General features: G+C 62.8%; 12 protein-coding genes. 6 read left to right on the forward strand and 6 right to left on the reverse strand.

What is annotated here, in order from left to right; translation table 11 throughout:
* Nucleotides 1-85 precede the first annotated feature (85 nt).
* Entirely contained in the window at nucleotides 86-1,036 is a 951-nt protein-coding gene (locus AAGS40_RS24790) for an alpha/beta fold hydrolase (RefSeq protein WP_345817101.1), read from the forward strand.
* Here the strand turns inward: AAGS40_RS24790 and AAGS40_RS24795 are convergent.
* Complete coding sequence (locus AAGS40_RS24795; protein WP_345817102.1) at nucleotides 1,030-1,878, reverse strand: helix-turn-helix transcriptional regulator; 849 nt, start codon at nucleotides 1,876-1,878, stop codon at nucleotides 1,030-1,032. The genes AAGS40_RS24790 and AAGS40_RS24795 overlap by 7 nt on opposite strands.
* Nucleotides 1,879-2,024: 146 nt before the next feature.
* Here AAGS40_RS24795 and AAGS40_RS24800 point away from each other — a divergent pair, with 146 nt between their 5' ends.
* Together AAGS40_RS24800 and AAGS40_RS24805 are read left to right on the forward strand one after the other, a co-directional pair.
* Nucleotides 2,025-2,516 carry a DUF3237 domain-containing protein gene (locus AAGS40_RS24800; protein ID WP_345817103.1) on the forward strand — a complete coding sequence of 164 codons (492 nt, stop codon included), beginning with the start codon at nucleotides 2,025-2,027 and terminating at the stop codon, nucleotides 2,514-2,516.
* A gap of 34 nt (nucleotides 2,517-2,550) precedes the next feature.
* Nucleotides 2,551-3,711, forward strand: a complete 1,161-nt coding sequence (locus AAGS40_RS24805) for an ABC transporter substrate-binding protein (RefSeq protein WP_345817104.1) — start codon at nucleotides 2,551-2,553, stop codon at nucleotides 3,709-3,711.
* Nucleotides 3,712-3,730: 19 nt separating this feature from the next.
* Here the strand turns inward: AAGS40_RS24805 and AAGS40_RS24810 are convergent, their stop codons facing one another.
* The 4 genes from AAGS40_RS24810 to AAGS40_RS24825 form a co-directional block, all read right to left on the reverse strand.
* Nucleotides 3,731-4,621 carry an amidohydrolase family protein gene (locus tag AAGS40_RS24810; protein WP_345817105.1) on the reverse strand — a complete coding sequence of 297 codons (891 nt, stop codon included), beginning with the start codon at nucleotides 4,619-4,621 and terminating at the stop codon, nucleotides 3,731-3,733.
* A 43-nt stretch (nucleotides 4,622-4,664) separates the two neighbouring features.
* The gene (locus AAGS40_RS24815; protein ID WP_345817585.1) at nucleotides 4,665-6,503 is read right to left on the reverse strand and encodes a feruloyl-CoA synthase; all 1,839 of its coding nucleotides are present in this window, start codon (nucleotides 6,501-6,503) and stop codon (nucleotides 4,665-4,667) included.
* Between the two features lie 192 nt (nucleotides 6,504-6,695).
* Nucleotides 6,696-8,147, reverse strand: coding sequence for an aldehyde dehydrogenase (locus AAGS40_RS24820; RefSeq protein ID WP_345817106.1), 1,452 nt, complete (start codon nucleotides 8,145-8,147; stop codon nucleotides 6,696-6,698).
* A gap of 24 nt (nucleotides 8,148-8,171) precedes the next feature.
* Nucleotides 8,172-8,999 (reverse strand): p-hydroxycinnamoyl CoA hydratase/lyase, encoded by an 828-nt coding sequence (locus tag AAGS40_RS24825; protein ID WP_345817107.1) that lies wholly within the window; start codon nucleotides 8,997-8,999, stop codon nucleotides 8,172-8,174.
* 166 nt (nucleotides 9,000-9,165) lie between these two features.
* Between AAGS40_RS24825 and AAGS40_RS24830 the strand changes: the two genes are divergently transcribed.
* Together AAGS40_RS24830 and AAGS40_RS24835 are read left to right on the forward strand one after the other, a co-directional pair.
* Nucleotides 9,166-9,639, forward strand: coding sequence for a MarR family transcriptional regulator (locus tag AAGS40_RS24830; protein ID WP_345817108.1), 474 nt, complete (start codon nucleotides 9,166-9,168; stop codon nucleotides 9,637-9,639).
* Between the two features lie 237 nt (nucleotides 9,640-9,876).
* Nucleotides 9,877-11,361 (forward strand): DEAD/DEAH box helicase, encoded by a 1,485-nt coding sequence (locus tag AAGS40_RS24835; RefSeq protein WP_345817109.1) that lies wholly within the window; start codon nucleotides 9,877-9,879, stop codon nucleotides 11,359-11,361.
* Between the two features lie 133 nt (nucleotides 11,362-11,494).
* Here AAGS40_RS24835 and AAGS40_RS24840 read toward each other — a convergent pair whose 3' ends face one another.
* Entirely contained in the window at nucleotides 11,495-12,271 is a 777-nt protein-coding gene (locus AAGS40_RS24840; RefSeq protein WP_345817110.1) for an alpha/beta hydrolase, read from the reverse strand.
* Nucleotides 12,272-12,668: 397 nt separating this feature from the next.
* Between AAGS40_RS24840 and AAGS40_RS24845 the strand changes: the two genes are divergently transcribed.
* Entirely contained in the window at nucleotides 12,669-13,901 is a 1,233-nt protein-coding gene (locus AAGS40_RS24845) for an MFS transporter (RefSeq protein ID WP_345817111.1), read from the forward strand.
* The last annotated feature ends 10 nt before the right edge of the window (nucleotides 13,902-13,911 follow it).

Below are 13,911 nucleotides of genomic sequence, written 5' to 3' on the forward strand. Positions count from 1 at the left end.
TGCCTGCAAACGTTCAGGCTCCGCCATTCGTTCCTGCGCCGCAACAGCCACCCCAGATCATGCAAGCTCTAATCAGAAATAACACATGACACTTACCGTTTGCCGGAATCACTTTCTCGCCCGTCTGATCAGATCGACAATCTCAGCCGTGGTGATCGCGTCTGTTTCGAGCGTTGGCTGGGCGGCCGACGATTCAGAACCGCTTGCAACGGATCTGCACGAAACGGTCGTCAAAGTGCCGGTGAACGAGCACGGATTTTTCGGCGATCACGAACGTGACATCGTCGCGACGACTTATATGCCTGACGGCCCTGGACCCTTTCCGCTGATTGTCCTGAGTCATGGCAGTCCGCCCAATCCGCTAGACCGCCCGAAGGTCGGCCGCTATCGTGAACTCCCGCAGATCCGGACATTTGTCGAACTCGGCTTCGCGGTCATCGTGCCGATCCGCCGAGGCTACGGCGCCACAGGCGGCAGCGACGAGGAGGACGCCGGCTCCTGCCGGCACCCCGACTATGCAGGCGCAGGCAAACAGGCGGCGCTGGATGTGCTTGCCGCCGTGACTTACGCGCAGACATTGCCTCAGGTGGATCGCGACCACGTCGTTCTGGTAGGCCAATCGGCTGGCGGATTCGCATCGCTGGCGGCAGCGAGCTACGCCCCTGAAGGCGTGGTGGCAGTCGTCAATTTCTCGGGCGGGCGCGGCGGCAACCCGTCCAAACATCCGGGAATGCCGTGTGACCCGCAGCAGATGGCGGCGACCATCGGGCAATTCGCGTCGACGACCCGCGTGCCGGTTCTATGGCATTACGTTCAGAACGATATGTTCTTCGCGCCCGATGTCGTAGCGACGTGGTTCGCGGCTTTTCAGGCTGCGGGCGGTCAAGGGCAAATGATCGTTGAACCGTCGTTCGGCAGGAACGGCCACGGCATGTTTGCCGTCCCCGCTTCCATTCCTGTCTGGTTGCCGCACGTCGAGCAATTCCTCGCTCCACTGGTGCCGATGAAGCAGGTGTCCGCGTCCGCGCGTCAATAGCGCTCGAAGGCAACGGGTGACGTGTATTGCCCAGCATACAACGAAAAGAGTTCGCTCCGAAAGTGAATTCCCATGCGCTCGAATGCGCGCATCCTGTACGTCTTCACTGTCGACACACTCAGCCCAAGATCGCTGGCGATTCCGTCGTAGCTCATTCCATGCAGCAACCGCACGCACACCTCTTTTTCCCGCTCGGTCAAAGCAGGGCAGTGGCGCGAAAGCCAACTGTCGAACCGGCCGTCCTGAACGACCGGCGAGGGAGCTGCGGTCAGCTTCACATGCCGACGAACCGCAGCAAGCACCGGCCCGGCAATCTGCTGAAACGCCCGGCAATCCGCGTTCGAATAAAACCCTTGATGTTCATGCCGATACAGATTGACCGCCAGCATGCCCCCGTGCGCGTCGCATGACAGCACCGACATCCGGTCCACCATTCCATGCGATTCATAAATCCGCTCGCGATGCTCGCGCGGCCCGATTTCGCTCGCGCGCACCCGCGTGACGAACGTACGCGTACCTGTACCCGTCGCAGTCGCGGCGCCCGTGAGCGAGTCGAAAGTCGCGTCGCGTCGGTAAAGGCCGGCGTGGTAAATGCTGAAGCAGTCGCGCGTCGTGTCGGGAATGCCATTGCTAGCCGACAGATAGAGCCGCGGCGGCGCGTCGGCAAAACGCTGATACACCGACCACGACCCGACGCCGATCAGCGCGTCCAGCGACATGAGCGCGGCCCCCGGGAAATCCGCTTCCGCAATCGTGTCGACGACACCAGCAACGGTTTGCGCCAGCGCAGCGCCGAACCGGCCCGGCCCGGGTAGCTCGCCCGACAGTTCGGCAATCTGCATACGTGTCTCCGGTTGCCATGTCACGCAGCGCGCGCGTCGTCTTTTCGGTGGACATCGGCCGCGCTTCAGGACTTATACACTAGCGCTGTGCGCGGTTCCATCCGGAGCGCCCCTTGCCGTCAGCCTGACAACAACGGAGTTTGTGAATGTCCGACACCTCGACGCCCGCACCGGGCATCGGCCTTGAATTCATCGCCACGCTAAACGTGCAAGTGGGACCGCCGATCGAAACCGGCGCGCATGCGCTCGGCAATCGCCGGCTGATCCCGATCGTGTCCGGCACCGTCAGCGGACCGCGTATCAGCGGCACGCTTCTCGACGGTGGTGCCGACAGTCAGATCGTGCGGCCGGACGGCCTCGTCGAATTGTCGGCGCGCTACATGATCGTTACCGCAGACGGCGCGCGCATCTACGTCGAGAACAATGGCTTGCGCCGCGCGCTGGAGCCGCAGGACGGCGGGACTGCGACCCGCAGCGCCATCGACGGCAGCCTGAGCGGCGCACCCATGTACTTCCGCACTGCACCGAAGTTCGAAACCGCGCATCCCGACTACGCATGGCTCATGCAAAGCATTTTTATCTGCAGCGGCACGCGCGAACCCACGCGTGTGTTGCTGCACATCTACCGCGTGATGTGACCTGCGCTGGCAATAACAAACAAAGGAGACAAACATGAGAAAAATCAGATTTGCGTTGTCCGCGATGTGCATTGTCGCGACGGGGGTGGCCAGTTCGATGAGCGCGACACCGGCGTTCGCGGACGTGACCGTCGGCGTGACCTTGTCCACGACGGGTCCTTCTTCGTCCCTCGGCATTCCGCAGCGCAATAGCATGGCGATGTGGCCGAAGGAAATTGCAGGGCAACCGCTGCACGTCGTGCTGCTCGACGACGCTTCCGACCCGACTCAGGCCAACCAGAACGCACGCAAGCTGGTGACGAGCGATAACGCGGATATCATCGTCGGCTCCAGTTCTGCGCCGCCTTCGCTGGCCGTAGCCAACGTTGCCAATGAACTGCATGTCGCGCAGATTTCGCTCTCGCCGATCTCGATGCCGGCCGGCACCGATCACTGGACTTTCCGCATTGCCCAGCCTGTGTCGCTGATGGCGCAGAGCGTCGCCGAGCACATGAAGAAACAGGGGTACAAGCGGATCGGCTTCATCGGTTTCAGCGATTCATACGGCGAGGACTGGTTGAAAAACCTGCAGCAGTCGCTGGCCGGCAGCAGCACGCAGATCGTCGCCACGGAACGCTATGCGCGCGCCGATACCAGCGTGACGGCTCAGGTGCTGCGTATTGTTTCCGCGAATCCGGACGCGGTGCTGATCGCCGGAGCGGGCACCGCAGCCGCATTGCCGCAAATCACGCTGAAAGAGCGCGGTTATCGCGGACAGATCTACCAGACGCACGGCGCTGCGTCGTACGACACGATTCGTGTCGCCGGCAAAGCGATGGAAGGTGCGATCTTGCCGGCCGGCCCGGCGCTGGTGCCGGAGCAGTTGCCGGCGAGCGCGCTGACGAAGGCACCGGGCATGCGTTACGTCGAGTGGTATGAAGGACGCTATGGCAAGAACAGCCGTACGCAGTTTGGCCCGAGTGCGTACGACGCGCTGCTGGTGCTGCAACGCATTGTGCCCGTGGCATTGAAGCAGGCGGCGCCAGGCACGCCTGCATTCCGCGCCGCGCTGCGCGATGCGCTGGAGTCGGAGAAGGAAATCGTCGCGTGTCATGGGGTGTTCAATTTCACCGCGAATGACCACTTTGGCGTGGACAAACGTGCGCGCGTGCTGTTACAGGTGGTGGACGGACAGTGGAAGCTGGTGGAGTACTAAGCCTCACGAGGCCGCGCCGTTATTCGCCGCGGACCTCATTTAGCCCCAGCAGACCGACCGCGTTCTGTTTCAGGATCAGCGGTCGGACTTCCTCTCTGAAACCGGCCTGGCCAAAGTCCTCGAGCCAGCGATCCGGTTGAATCAGCGGAAAGTCGGAACCGAACAGCATCTTACGTTTCAGCACCGTATTGGCGTGTTGAATCAGCGCGGGCGAAAAGTACTTCGGCGACCAGCCGGACAGGTCGATAAACACATTCGGCTTATGCAACGCAATCGATAACGCCTGGTCTTGCCACGGCCATGATGGGTGCGCGATCACGATGTTCATCTCGGGGAAGTCGGCGGCGACATCGTCGAGATAGATCGGCTCCGAATACTTCAACCGCAATCCGCCGCCGCCGGGCATGCCCGAGCCCATACCGGAATGTCCGCTGTGGAACACGGCCGTCAGGCGATGTTCGGCGATCAGTTCGTAGAGCGGGTACGCCATGCGATCGTTGGCAAAGAATGCCTGCATCGTGGGGTGAAACTTGAAGCCGCGCACACCGTATTCCTCGACCAGTTTGCGGGCTTCGCGCACGCCCATTTTGCCTTTGTGCGGATCGATGCTGGCAAAGGCGAGCATGATGTCGCGATTGTTCTGCGCGAATTCGGCAATCTCCTCGTTCGGAATACGACGACGACCAAGATTTGCTTCGCAGTCGACGGTAAACATCACGAAGCCGATGTTGCGCTCGCGGTAATGCTCGATCGTCTCCGGAATGGTCGGCCGCCGTCCGCGCTTGAGCACAGTGCCGAAGTATTTGTCGGCTGCGTCGTCGAATTCCTTGCCGAACAGATCGGGCGGCTGACAGCACGAAATCTCGGCATGAACATGCGTGTCGATCGCGATGAGCTTGCTGATGTCCATCCACGACTCCTGTTGGTTATACGGGCGCGCTAGCTTGCGTTGACTAGGCCGCGCTGCGGGCGGGGGCGAGGATCACGTCGGCATCGTGCGGCTCGGGCGCGTGCAGCGCTTCCACCAGTGCCGCCCGCTGGGTCAGCACGGCCCGCTGGTTGATCGAGCCTTTATCGGTGATCTCGCCGAGATCGAGCGAGGGCGCGCGTTCCATCAGGCGCAGACGCGCGATGGTGGTGGCGCTGCCGCTTGCGTCGCGATTGAGCGTAGCGAGCAGCGCGGTGAAATACGCGCGTACGGCGGGCGCGTCGATCACCTCGCGCGCGCTCGCGGTGGCCGGAAGCTCCGCGAGAAGGCGGCAATCGTCGAGACGGGGAAATATCAGCAGCCCGACGTCGTCGCGATTCATTCCGGTCACGACGACATCCTGCACGTAGGGTGCGCCCGCGGATATCACGCGGGCGCGCATCGGACCAACGCTGACGAAAGTCCCCGAACTCAGCTTGAAGTCTTCCGCGATGCGTCCGTCGAACAGCAGCCCGATTTCGGGTTTCGAAGGGTCGACAAAGCGCAGCGCATCGCCGCTGCAAAAATAGCCTTCGTCGTCGAACGCGGCATTCAACTCCGCGGCTTGCGCACGCCAGTATCCGGCCATCACATGCGGGCCGCGATAGCGCACCTCCAGTTTGTCTCCGACCGGCGCGAGCTTGACATCGACGCCGTGCGCGGGCAGGCCGACATAACCCGCCTGCATGACCGGCCCCGTGGTGAACATGCACGACGGCGACGTCTCGGTCATCCCAAGCCCAGCCATGATGCGGATACGTTCACCGCAGTATCGTTCGGTCACGCGTTCGAGCCGGTCCCATGCCGCTTGCGACAACCCCGCGCCCGAGAAGAAATACAGCTTCACGCGCGAGAAAAACGTGTCGCGCAACTGTGCGTCCCGTTCAAGCGCGATTGCGAGTTCTTCCCATCCCTTCGGCACGTTGAAGTAGATGGTCGGAGCAATCTCACGCAAGTTACGCAGCGTTTCTTCGAACTTCCCGTTGACCGGTTTGCCGTCGTCGATATACAGCGTGCCGCCGTTGTACAGCGCGATGCCCAGATTATGACTGCCGCCGAAAGTGTGATTCCACGGCAGCCAGTCCACCAGCACCGGCGGCTCGCTGGCGAATGCCGGAAACGTTTCGAGCAGCATCTGCTGGTTGCTGCACAGCATGCGGTGCGTGGTCGGCACGGCTTTGGGCAGTTTGGTCGAACCGGACGTGAAGAGAAACTTCGCAATGGAGTCGGGCTCGACGGCGGCGTGCACCGCGTCGATGTCGCCAGGCGCGTGCGCAAGCAGTGCGTCGAACGGTGTGACGAGGCGCCGCGAAGACGACGCTCGCGGTCCCTTTGCCGACACCACTTCGATATCGTGCGGAACGACCGCTTCGATGGCGGTGGCGAACTGTTCATAATCGCTGACGAACACGAGCCCCGGCGTCAACAGGTCGAAGGTGTGGCGCAGTTTGCCGAAGTCGCCGGAAGCGATCGAGTAAGCCGGAGAAATCGCCGCCGACGGTATTCCAGCCCACATCGCGCCGAGTGCCAGCTGCAGATGCTCCAGATCGTTGCCCGAAAGAATCGCCACCGGCCGTTCGACGCTGAGCTTGCGCGAGCGCAACGCCTGGCCGAGCGCGCGCGCGTTTTGCAGCGCACGCGCGTAGCTCAGGCCGAGCCACTGTCCGTCCGCGCCGCGTCGGGCGGCGAGCCACCGTTCGGGATGGTCGCGCGCGCCGCTCGCGAGGCGGTCGGTGAGCCGCCCCGGATAGTCGCCGAGCGGCTCGGCGGCGCGCAGATACCACGCGCCGTCGCGCTGCTGCACGTGCAGCGACGAAACGCCGATCGTCGTTGCACGATAGCGCTGCGCCGCACTACCCGGCGCGCGCGCAATAGCTGAATGTGTCGGCTCGGAGTGCAAAGCCTGTCTCCTTGTCGAGGTATCCGCGCGCCGCATGCCGGTCAATTGCGGCTGGACGCGCGGCCCTCATCCTTTTCTCGGCAAAACGTAGGACTGGCGCGATCGGATGAGATCAGGTCAGATCGGATAGTGTCGCGCTCCGGTCTGCACGGTGATCCAGCGCAGGTCGGTGAATTCGGCGATCGAAGCCTTGCTCCCGAAGCGGCCATAACCGCTTTGCTTGACGCCGCCGAACGGCATCTGCGCTTCGTCGTGCACGGTCGGACCGTTGATGTGGCAGATGCCCGATTCAATGCGTTTGGCCACTTGCAGCGCACGCGCCACGTCGCGGCTGAACACGGCTGCGGACAAGCCGTAATCGCTGTCGTTGGCCACGCGGATCGCTTCTTCGTCGCTGTCCACACGCTGAACCGTGACTACGGGGCCGAACGATTCCTCGGCGTAGAGTTTCATCTCGCGCGTCACGCCGTCAACGATGGCGGGCTGCATGACCGCGCCCTCCACCTGGCAGCCGAGCGGCAGTGTCGCGCCTTTCGCGCGCGCGTCTTCGACCAGCGCGGCGATGCGTTCTCCCGCCTTGACGCTTTCGAGCACACCGAGGATCGAATCGGCGGCGGCTGGATCGCCGGCCTTCAACGTGCGGGCCTTCGCCGCGAGCTTGTCGATCAGCGCATCGGCGATTTTCCGGTCGACGATCAGCCGCTCGGTCGACATGCAGATCTGCCCCTGGTTGAAGAAAGCGCCGAACGCGATTGCGTCCACGGCCGCGTCGAGATCGGCGTCGTCCAGCACGATGACCGGTGCCTTGCCGCCGAGTTCGAGCAATGCCGGCTTCAGATGCTGCGCCGCAAGCTGCGCGACGATTCTGCCGACCCGTGTCGAGCCGGTGAAGTTGACCCGCCGCACGGCGGGATGCGCGATGAGCCGCTCGACGATAGCGGGCGCATCCTGCGCGGAATGGGTGACGACGTTCACGACGCCGTCACCGAGACCGGCCTCCTGCAACACGCTGCCGATCAACCGATGCACACCCGGACACCCTTCAGATGCCTTGAGCACGACCGTGTTGCCGCACGCGAGCGGCATGGCGATTGCGCGCGTGCCGAGGATCACCGGCGCGTTCCACGGCGCCATGCCGAGCACGACGCCGCACGGCTGACGCACGGCCATCGCGAGGCTGCCGGGCACGTCGGACGGAATCACCGCGCCGTCGATCTGCGTGGTCATGGCGGCGGCCTCGCGCAGCATGTTGGCCGCGAGCATCACGTTAAAGCCGTACCAGTTTGGCATCGCGCCGGTTTCGGCGACGCCGGTCGCGATGAACTCGGGTGTGCGCGCATCCATCAGATCGGCGGCCGCAAGCAGGCGTTTGCGGCGCTCGGTTGGACCCAGCGCGGACCAGCCCGGGAACGCTGCGGCTGCGGCCGCCACTGCGGCGTCGGCGTCTTCGCGCGTCGCAGCGGCGGCGCGTGAGGCTGGCTTGCCCGAGGCCGGATTGATCCGCTCGAAGGTCTTGCCGTCCGACGCGCTGCGGCTTTCACCGCCGATCAATAGAGTGACTTCGTCCATGTCGTGTCTCCTCGCTCTTTACGTTCAGCGCTTGTAGCTCTGAAGCCCCGGCTTGATGGCCTTGTCATCAAGGAACTGCTTGAGACCCTGCTCACGGCCGCCTTCAGGGTCGCGGTGCTGCGCCTGGTCGAGTTTCGCGTACAGATAATCTTCGTTCTGATCCCACGTCAATTCGCGGCTGCGCTTGAAGCCGTGCTTCGCCGCGCGCAGCACCACCGGATTTTTCTCCAGCAGTTTGGCCGCGAGCGCGCGGGTTTCTTCGCGCAACTGGGCACGCGGCACGCTCTTGTTGACGAGGCCCATCTGCGCCGCCTGCTGACCCGTGAAGGTTTCGCCCGTCATGATGTAATAAAGCGCCTGGCGATGCCCGACGGTATCGGCCATTGCCTTGCTGACCAGATTGCCCGGCGGAATGCCCCAGTTGATTTCCGACAGACCGAACGTGGCCTCGTCGGCGGCAATGGCCAGATCGCACGCCACCAGCGGCGAGAAGCCGCCGCCGAAGCACCAGCCGTTGACCATCGCGATGGTGGGCTTGGCATACATGCGCAGCAACTGCCACTGCCAGCGCGAAGCGTCGCGGCGGATCTTTTCCTGCAGGATTTCGGGGCCGGCGTCGACTTCGCGGAAATAGTCTTTCAGGTCCATGCCGGCGGTCCATGCATCGCCCTCGCCCGTCAGGACGAGAACCTGCGCGTTCGCATCCAGTTCAAGCGTTTCAAGGACGTCGATCATTTCCTTGTTCAGCGTCGGGCTCATTGCATTGCGTTTCTCGGGGCGGTTGAACGCAACCCACGCAATGCCGTCCTCGATTTGCACCTTGACGGTTTTCCAGCGACCTTCGTTACTCATCTGCTTTCTCCGGGAACGTCGACCGCAACTGCGGTCCCACGCAACGATTTAATATCAGGCTTCCTGATATGTAAAGCGGAACCCGGCGATCCTGGTGCAAACCCCTAGCGGCCGGAACGGGGCACGCGCACGCTAAGATGCGGGCTGGACCGATCCCTCGCCGCCCATGAGCAAAAATCCGAATTCGCCTGTCAAATCCGCCGCCGCACCGCGTAGCCGTCGTTCCGGTCTGCGGTTGACTTATGTGATCGGCAGTCTCGACCGCGCGCTGCGGCGCCGGATGAGCGACGTGCTTGCGCCGCTCGGTTTGACGCTCGCGCAGTTCACTGCGCTCTCCGTGCTCGAGACACGAGGTCAGGCCTCCAACGCGCAGCTTGCCGAGCGGTCGTTCATTACGCCGCAATCCGCCAACGAAGTGATGAATGCGATGGCGAGCCGCGGCTGGGTCAGTCGTGAGCCAGACCCGATGCACGGGCGGATCGTGCTGCTGCAATTGACGGAGCAGGGGCGCGCAGTGTTACGGAAAGGCGAGCAGGCGGTACTCGCGATCGAGCGCCAGATGACGGAGGGCGTCGATGCCGACGCCGCTGCCGCCTTGCAGGAGCAACTCGAAACGTTCGTGCGCAATCTGCGCGGCTGAAGCGACGCGTCATCTGCGAATTGGCGTCGCGGGCTGCTCATCCTTGCTGACCTGGTGGATCGCCGGGTCGTGGCGCAAGCGGGGGAGCCACAGTGCGCGCTGGCTGCGCCACGCGTGCATGCCGAACCGTCTTCATAGCTTTGACCGTGCGCGCATGTTCAGGCATGCGCGCGGCTGCTCGGCACAGTGGGTACAGACAGTAACCGCTAGAATTGCGGTTTTAGCCCGGAATGCCCCATGTCTTTTGCCTCGCTTGGCCTGATCGATCCTTTGCTGCGTAATCTGCGGGATCTGAATTACCAGACTCCTACGCCGGTGCAGGCCAAAGCGATCCCTGCTGTGCTTGCGGGCAAGGACGTGCTCGCCGAGGCACAAACCGGCACAGGCAAAACGGCGGGCTTTGCGCTGCCGCTGCTGCAGCGGCTGGTGCAACGCGGCCCGGCGGTGACGAGCAACCGCGCGCGTGTTCTGGTGCTGGTGCCCACGCGCGAACTGGCCGAGCAGGTGCTGCAAAGTTTCATCGATTACGGCAAAGGTCTCGACCTGCGATTGCTGGCCGCCTACGGCGGTGTGAGCATCAACCCACAGATGATGAAGTTGCGCAAAGGCGTGGATGTACTGGTTGCCACACCGGGCCGTTTGCTCGATCTCCATCGTCAGAATGCGGTGCAGTTCGATCAGGTAGAAACGCTCGTACTGGATGAAGCAGACCGCATGCTGGATCTCGGCTTTGCCCGCGAACTCAACGCCGTGTTTGCTGCGTTGCCCGACCAGCGCCAGACGCTGCTGTTCTCTGCCACGTTCTCCGACGAGATCCGCGCCATGGCGGCAGTCATGCTGCGCGGACCGGTCAATATCAGCGTCAGCACGCCGAATACAACCGCCGGCAAGATCAGGCAGTGGGTGGTCACGGTCGACAAAAAGAACAAGCCGGACCTCTTCATGCACCTCGTGGCGCAGAACCACTGGGAGCACGCGCTGGTGTTCGTCAAAACCCGCAACGGCGTGGATTATCTCGCGGCCGTGCTGGACGAAGCGGGCTATGCAGTCGACACGATCCACGGTGACAAACCACAACCCGCGCGGCTGCGTGCGTTGGAGCGCTTCAAGACGGGCGAAGTGCAAATGCTGGTCGCCACCGACGTGGCTGCGCGCGGTCTGGATATCGACGACCTGCCGCTGGTAATCAACGTCGATCTGCCGATCGTCGCGCAGGACTACGTGCACCGGATCGGCCGTACGGGCCGCGCGGGCGCGAGCGGCGTCGCGGTGTCGCTCGTGTGTGCCGATGAAGCGCCGCAACTGGCCGCGATCGAAGCGCTGATCCGGCAAACGCTGCGCCGCGAAGAAGAGCCGGGTTTCGAAGCCGAACACCGCGTGCCGCAAACCAGCGCGACAGGCGAGATCATCAGGAAACCTAAAAAGCCCAAGAAGCCGAAAGCGCCGCATGCTGGCTTGAGCACCACGCAGGTACTAGGCAAAAAGCCGCACACGCAGAAGGGTGGCGCAAACCATGGCCGCGTTGCGGCACAGCGCGGTGCGACTGCGGATAAGGGTGCAAAAATGTCCGGCAATAGTCCATTTGGCACGCAAAAGCCGCGCGGCAAAGCTGCAAGTAAGCCTGTCAATCGACCCGCTGGTTCATCTGCAACTAAGCCCGCTGCGGGTTCACGAAAACCGGCTGGTAAACGCGCAGGCGGTCGCGGCAAGCAGCAGCCGTAATTCGTGAGCAGGCGCGACGCGTTGCGCCGTCGCGCACGAGCAGTCCGCTGCCATGCACGGGCGATCGGATCGAACCCTACCGTTCAGGCGTACTGAGCGACCACACAGCCGCTCGCTCGCGCAGCAGCCTGCTTCATTGCTGCGCCTTGGCCGCCTCAAGAATCAGATCGGCGACCTCGGTGGGATGCGAAAGCAACGAAACGTGGCTCGAATCCAGCTCGATGGTATGCGCATGCATGCGTCTTGCCATGAAGCGCTCCAGATCTGGATTGATGGTGCGATCTTCCGTCGACACTGCGTACCAGGTCGGCTTGTCGTGCCACGCTGCAACCGTAGTCTTCGCCATCGTGATGGCTTTGCCGATCGGCTGCTGAACCGCGTAATACGTTTGCGCTTCGGTCTTCGGCAGATCGCCGGCGAAGTCGTTGTCGAAAGCCTGTTCGGAGAGCTTGCCGTAGCCGTCGGCTGTCCATTGCAACCCGGCCGATGCGGGCGCGGCCGGGTATTGCTTCGTCAAGGCGGGGTAGTCCTCACCGGCATCCGGTGCGCGCGCGGCGATATACACGAGACCCGTCACTTTAGGATCGTCGCCAGCCTGGCTGATGACCATGCCGCCGTACGAATGCGCGACCAGCAGCGTCGGGCCGTCCTGCTGGGCGAGCGCACGCTTGACGGCGTCGACATCCGCATCGAGCGAAGTTGTCGGATTCTGCACGGCGGTCACGTGATAGCCCTTCGCCTGCAGCAGCGGAATCACTTTTGCCCAGCTCGACCCGTCTGCAAACAGACCATGAACCAGCACGATGTTCTTCACTGGCCCGGCAGGCGCTGCGCTGCCTTGCGCGAATGATGGAGCGCTGAACAGCGCTGTGCATGCGATGCCGGCGAGAGCAAGGGATTTCAACTTCATCAGTCATCTCCGAAAGAGGAAAGCGTGGACGTGCGAAATTCATTGGCTGTGTAAAGGCAAACACGGCCTCGGAAAAAACATTCCACGCGCGGAGAAGATATTTTTGGGCAATCAGTGCCGGTAGCCCGGACAGGATGCAATTCTGGTTCTGGGAAATCGAACAACGCTATCCCTGACAGACATCAGCGCCATCAGACCATCAGATTAGGCCGAATCCGACCCGTCGCCGCACTCTGCGTTACCGAACCGTCTCCTCGGGCCGGCGCCGGTTAAAAGGTTCGGGAAATCCCCAGTGCGTTATTCCTTGTGCGACCCGCATGCCTCAGGTACGGTATATAAAATAGACATAGTTTCTATTATTCAGGCGACACGAACGAGGTCGCGACAGGAGGCAGGGATGAGTTTGAGATATCAGTTGCTGGTCATGACGTGGCTATTGCAGTTCGTGAACTACCTCGACCGGGTGAGCATCTCCGTCGCGGGCCCGACCATGATGAAGGCACTCCATCTCGACGCTGCGCAGTTCGGCTTCCTGCTCGCCGCCTTTGCGGCGGGCTACGCACTGATGCAACTGCCCGGCGGGTATCTCGCGGACCGGTTCGGCACCAAGGCGCTGCTGGTCGTCGCGCCCGCGTTGTTCTCGCTATTTACCGGACTCACGGGGCTCGCGACGTCGATGGCCGTGCTGGTTGCCGCGCGCTTCTGCTTTGGTCTGGCGGAAGGGTCATGCAACGCGGCGGTGTACAAGGCCGTCGCGGACAATTTCAGTGCGAAAGATGCGGCGAAAGCGCATTCCGTCTGGCTCTCCGCGCTCGCAATCGGTCCAGCGGTGGTCGCGCCCGTCGTCACGACGCTTCTGATGCACGGCGACTGGCGCAACGTGTTCTACGCTTTCACGTTGCCGGGCGTATTCGTCGCGTTGCTGATCTACTTCCTGATTCCGGGCAAGGCGATCGAAGGTAAGGACCGGCACCACGACAGACTGAGCCGCAGCGACCAATGGCGTCAGTTTGCCGGACGTAAAAGCACCTGGTTGCTGTTTTTCGGCTACATGACCTTCAGCATCGGCTACTGGGGCTTTCTGGGCTGGATCCCGTCCTATCTCGCGAACCAACGCCATATCGATCTGAAGTCGCTGGGCGTCGCGGCGTCGGTGCCTTATCTATTCGGCTTCCTTGGCATCGTCGTGTTCGGCTGGCTCGGCAGCGGCCCATTGCACCGCCGCCGGCCGATACTGGTGGCAGCGGGCTACATCGGCACAGGCGTTGCGCTCTACCTCGCGTACAGCGCAAACGACATCGTCGCCTGTGTGACCGGTTTGTCGGCTGCAGCGTTTCTCCTGTATGGCTGCCTTTCGCCGTACGCGGGGCTCGTCGCGCAACTGGCTCCGACCGGCGCACGCGGCGTGTTCGCCGGTGTGATCAACACGGGCGGCCAGATTGGCGGATTGTGCGCCCCGCTCGGCGTAGGCTATTTGGTCAAGGCCAGCGGCTCGTACAACAACGGCTTTCTGTTCATGATCACCGCGCTCGTGATCGGCGCGGGTTGTTTCGCCGCGCTGCAATCACGGGTGAACCGCACCGAGCCCGAATCGGACGAAGCGGCGGCCGCGTTGCAGCAGAACATATGAGCGCGGCAAA

This window comes from Paraburkholderia sp. PREW-6R, assembly GCF_039621805.1.
Taxonomy (GTDB): domain Bacteria; phylum Pseudomonadota; class Gammaproteobacteria; order Burkholderiales; family Burkholderiaceae; genus Paraburkholderia.

Coding starts and splice junctions, on each gene's coding strand:
- AAGS40_RS24790 (WP_345817101.1), top strand. CDS start 86: ATGACACTTACCGTTTGCCGGAATCACTTTCTCGCCCGTCTGATCAGA.
- AAGS40_RS24795 (WP_345817102.1), bottom strand. CDS start 1,878: ATGCAGATTGCCGAACTGTCGGGCGAGCTACCCGGGCCGGGCCGGTTC.
- AAGS40_RS24800 (WP_345817103.1), top strand. CDS start 2,025: ATGTCCGACACCTCGACGCCCGCACCGGGCATCGGCCTTGAATTCATC.
- AAGS40_RS24805 (WP_345817104.1), top strand. CDS start 2,551: ATGAGAAAAATCAGATTTGCGTTGTCCGCGATGTGCATTGTCGCGACG.
- AAGS40_RS24810 (WP_345817105.1), bottom strand. CDS start 4,621: ATGGACATCAGCAAGCTCATCGCGATCGACACGCATGTTCATGCCGAG.
- AAGS40_RS24820 (WP_345817106.1), bottom strand. CDS start 8,147: ATGGACGAAGTCACTCTATTGATCGGCGGTGAAAGCCGCAGCGCGTCG.
- AAGS40_RS24825 (WP_345817107.1), bottom strand. CDS start 8,999: ATGAGTAACGAAGGTCGCTGGAAAACCGTCAAGGTGCAAATCGAGGAC.
- AAGS40_RS24830 (WP_345817108.1), top strand. CDS start 9,166: ATGAGCAAAAATCCGAATTCGCCTGTCAAATCCGCCGCCGCACCGCGT.
- AAGS40_RS24835 (WP_345817109.1), top strand. CDS start 9,877: ATGTCTTTTGCCTCGCTTGGCCTGATCGATCCTTTGCTGCGTAATCTG.
- AAGS40_RS24840 (WP_345817110.1), bottom strand. CDS start 12,271: ATGAAGTTGAAATCCCTTGCTCTCGCCGGCATCGCATGCACAGCGCTG.
- AAGS40_RS24845 (WP_345817111.1), top strand. CDS start 12,669: ATGAGTTTGAGATATCAGTTGCTGGTCATGACGTGGCTATTGCAGTTC.